Origin of the sequence: Pseudomonas sp. WS 5410, assembly GCF_012985645.1 — a bacterium.
Lineage (GTDB): Bacteria > Pseudomonadota > Gammaproteobacteria > Pseudomonadales > Pseudomonadaceae > Aquipseudomonas > Aquipseudomonas shahriarae.
On record NZ_JAAQWS010000044.1, the window covers coordinates 1 to 3,501 of the forward strand.

Sequence of the window (3,501 nt, forward strand, 5' to 3'; positions counted from 1 at the left end):
AATGCGGGGTATCCAGGCGGTACCGGAGAATCGATCAATGCAACCGGCATAAGCTTGAGGCGCTCAGGTCGCGTTGGCGCTCAGATTCTGATCTACAACGGCGATAATCAGTTTTGGTTTAGGACATCATTTAACGGCTTCCTCCCCTGGGTGAAGGTCTACCACACCGGGAACACCATCCGCATGGCCGACAACACACTGAGAGCGATCTGATCATGGCAAGAGCAGCAATTAACGTTACTGGTGCTGGGGAAAAGTTCGATTTCGGCTCGTTGGGCGGGACCGAGGTAACCTGTTATCGCAAGGACGTGGGCGTCTACTGCGTCACTGGCACCCTGGGCATGGTCCCATTCCCGCCCATCGATCAGGGCTGGGGCTACGGGCTTCACCCCTCGGACCATCCCGCCGAGGCGAACATCTCGTTTGAGGACGGCCTACTCACGGTCACCGTGACCAAAGAGGGCGAGCCGTACGATCTGAAGGTCATGATCACGCTGCACATCCTGGTGCCGGATATTCCCCCGCAGGAAGAGCTGCCGTCGCCGGAGCTTGATCCTGTGGTGGCTGCACAAACCCAGATCGCGCACTTGCGAGCCGAGGCGGATTACGCAATCGCGCCACTTCAGGACGCCGTCGATATCGATGAAGGGACCGAGGCAGAGTTGGCGACCCTCAAGGCCTGGAAGAAATACCGCGTGGCCCTGAACCGCGTGCCTGATCAGGAAGGCTACCCGCTCGCTATTGATTGGCCCGCCGCGCCGTAGCATCGGCGCCGTAGTCGACCACACCCGCCATTGAGCGGGTTTATTTTTGCCAGGAGAGAGCTATGCCAATCACCGAGCAGCAGTTGCTGCGGATTCTCCCGAACGCCGGCCGCCAAGCCGGCGTTTTTGTTCCTGTGCTGAACACGGCCATGAGCAAATACGGAATTGTCACCATTGCTCGCATTGCGGCGTTCATCGCCCAGGTCGGGCATGAGTCGGGCCAGTTGCGCTATGTGCGGGAGATCTGGGGCCCCACGGCGCAGCAGGCCGGATATGAAGGCCGTGCTGACCTGGGCAACACCGTTAAAGGGGATGGCTCAAAGTACCGTGGCCGGGGGCTTGTCCAGATCACTGGCCGGGCCAATTGCGCGGCGTGCGGTGAGGCCTTGGGCCTGGACCTGATCAATCAGCCTGAGCTTCTGGAGCAGCCGCAGCACGCTGCAATGTCGGCGGCTTGGTTCTGGTCGACGAAAGGCCTGAACACCCTGGCAGACAAGGGGGAGTTCGTGAAGATCACCCGCCGGATCAATGGCGGCACCAATGGGATGGCCGACCGCCAGGCGCTGTACACCCAGGCGCTGAAGGTGCTGGCATGAGCGAAATAAAAACGATCTCCCGCGTCCTGGGGCAGGCGGCCGACGGCTCGCTGTGGTTCTTCTGCAATGGCTGCGATCTTCCGCATAGCCTGAATGTAGGGACTGGCCCCGGCCCACGCTGGGGCTACAACGGTAATGCCGAGGAGCCAACTTTCACGCCTTCTGTGCTATCGCGCTATGGGATGCATGGAAAGGATGTTGTCTGCCACTCATTCGTCACCGATGGGCGAATCCAGTACCTGGGCGACTGCACGCACGCTCTGGCTGGCCAGACGCTCGATCTGCCGAATTGGGAGGAGTCATGGGCGAATTGGTGACGCAGTACAAGGTGGCGCTGATCTTTCTAGCCAGCGTATTGCTGATCGGCGTTGGTGCTGGTGGCGCCTGGCAGGTTCAAGACTGGCGCTACGGAAAGCAACTGGCAGAAATCGGTAAAGCCCAGGCGCTCGCAATTACTGCGGCAGGCGAAAAGGCCCGCCAAGAAGAACAGCGCCGCCAGTCGGCGGTGAACAAGGAGGCAAGCAATGCGCGAGAACAGAACAAGGCTGCAGCTGTGGATGCTGGCTCCGCTGATGCTGCTGGCGGCCGGCTGCACGTCGAGGCCGGTAAGTTTGCCGCCACAGCCTGCAGCGATCCCGGATCTGCCCAGCGAGGCGCGTCAGCCACCCGCGCCGCAATGGTGCTCTCCGAATTGTTCCAGCGGGCTGACAAGAGAGCGGGGGAGCTGGCAGCAGCGTATGACCGAGCCAGAATAGCGGGAATGACTTGCGAGCGGAGTTATGACGACATCAGACCCAAGGCGGAATGAAAAATCCCGGCACTTGGCCGGGATTAAATTGCAGCGTTAGGCATCACATTTCAGCTTGTGCTGATCCCACCGTTTCGCAAGCAATTCAAGCTCTTGAAAAAGGGTATCGATTTGATTTTGTCGCCTGAGTTCCATGACAAAAGCCTTCATAGCTCGCCAGTCCCGCATGACCTGGCTGTACACTGCTCGCTTGTAGATACTTTCATCAAGCGCCCCTTCGCGTATGCCAAGGGCAATAAATTCATAATTATTTATTATCGATAGGATGTGGCTGCGCGCTTCATCCTGAACCTTGTCGCGTGCCGCTAAAGCGGTGAAATCGCCGCCATTGTTGTGAATCATACCCACAGCTTTTTTTGACTCTATCAGGTTCATATCTGTTCGCTGCGTGAGCAGCAAATCGATGGTGGCCCTCTGCCTTGAAAGCTTTTCGTTATGGGCAATAGACTGACGAGAAAGCCGTCCATTGATAATAATTGTGAGAACGGCGGCCCCTGCCCCTAGCAGGATTACCGCCGTTTGAACCCAAAACCCGATTGTTTCACCTAGGATTTTGAGTGGCTGCTCTACGGCAACTGGATCCATTCAATAATCTTCCCATCCATCCTTTATGAGGTTTTTCATCATTACTTTCCTCCTGAGCGGTGCATTCCATGGCAAACAACATCTTCACTGATATTACACCAGTGAGACGCCTCAAACAGCTGTCGCGACACGTTTTGCGCATAAGCGAGAACGTGTCGCGACAGATGGTAGATCAAAGATTGGGGAATTGAATTGAGATATCAACCCTATGCCATGTAAGAGAATGCTTACAAGATGTGGACTGGTACTGGTCTCGCTGCGGGCGTGCCAGGCGTATGTCAGGGCAATTGCTCCTGCTTCCGCTCCTGCAGCAGACGCTGGTTCTCCCTGAACAGGTAGTCGCACTGGCTGGAAACAAGCGACAAGCTGCGCACTTTGGTCCCTAGCACCGTTGTTTCCTCTTGCAGCCTGGCTATCTCCTCGAGCGCCTTCCTTAGCGATTCCTCCGCCTGAGCTTTGCCGGTGGCCAGATCGTCGCTCAGTTGGACCAGGCCGTGCACATTCGCCCGGGCCTTGCGCAACTGGTGGTAGAGGGTGCTGATCTCATCCTCCAGCAGAGAGCAGTGGTGCTTGTGCATTTCGAGAGGCGTGGGGCATCCCAGCCACTCGCAGGTGTCTTCATCGATGTTCATGGTGGGTCAATCCGAATGCTGTATGTGCATACAGTAATCGAGGTTTGCAGGTTGTGCGATGTGAGGCGACGAGCTGTAGGGGATTTTGGTTTGGTGTTCGGTCGGCAGGACGCCGG

Annotated in this window: 7 protein-coding genes; 5 read left to right on the plus strand and 2 right to left on the minus strand. The window is 57.3% G+C overall.

Annotated features, from left to right (window positions below; all coding sequences use genetic code 11):
- From HBO24_RS29420 to HBO24_RS29250, 5 genes are all read left to right on the plus strand, one after another.
- Positions 1-213: hypothetical protein (locus HBO24_RS29420; protein WP_222933249.1), on the plus strand; the 213-nt coding region annotated here is incomplete at its 5' end.
- Positions 214-215: 2 nt separating this feature from the next.
- Complete coding sequence (locus HBO24_RS29805; RefSeq protein WP_170060834.1) at positions 216-764, plus strand: tail fiber assembly protein; 549 nt, start codon at positions 216-218, stop codon at positions 762-764.
- 62 nt (positions 765-826) lie between these two features.
- Positions 827-1,360 (plus strand): glycoside hydrolase family 19 protein, encoded by a 534-nt coding sequence (locus HBO24_RS29240; protein ID WP_170060835.1) that lies wholly within the window; start codon positions 827-829, stop codon positions 1,358-1,360.
- Entirely contained in the window at positions 1,357-1,677 is a 321-nt protein-coding gene (locus HBO24_RS29245; RefSeq protein ID WP_170060836.1) for a DUF6527 family protein, read from the plus strand. Before HBO24_RS29240 ends, HBO24_RS29245 begins: the two co-directional genes overlap by 4 nt.
- Complete coding sequence (locus HBO24_RS29250; RefSeq protein WP_170060837.1) at positions 1,662-2,168, plus strand: DUF2514 domain-containing protein; 507 nt, start codon at positions 1,662-1,664, stop codon at positions 2,166-2,168. Before HBO24_RS29245 ends, HBO24_RS29250 begins: the two co-directional genes overlap by 16 nt.
- Before the next feature lie 36 nt (positions 2,169-2,204).
- Here HBO24_RS29250 and HBO24_RS29255 read toward each other — a convergent pair whose 3' ends face one another.
- The gene (locus tag HBO24_RS29255) at positions 2,205-2,753 is read right to left on the minus strand and encodes a DUF4760 domain-containing protein (RefSeq protein WP_170060838.1); all 549 of its coding nucleotides are present in this window, start codon (positions 2,751-2,753) and stop codon (positions 2,205-2,207) included.
- Positions 2,754-3,031: 278 nt separating this feature from the next.
- The gene (locus tag HBO24_RS29260; RefSeq protein ID WP_169872220.1) at positions 3,032-3,385 is read right to left on the minus strand and encodes a hypothetical protein; all 354 of its coding nucleotides are present in this window, start codon (positions 3,383-3,385) and stop codon (positions 3,032-3,034) included.
- Positions 3,386-3,501: the final 116 nt, after the last annotated feature.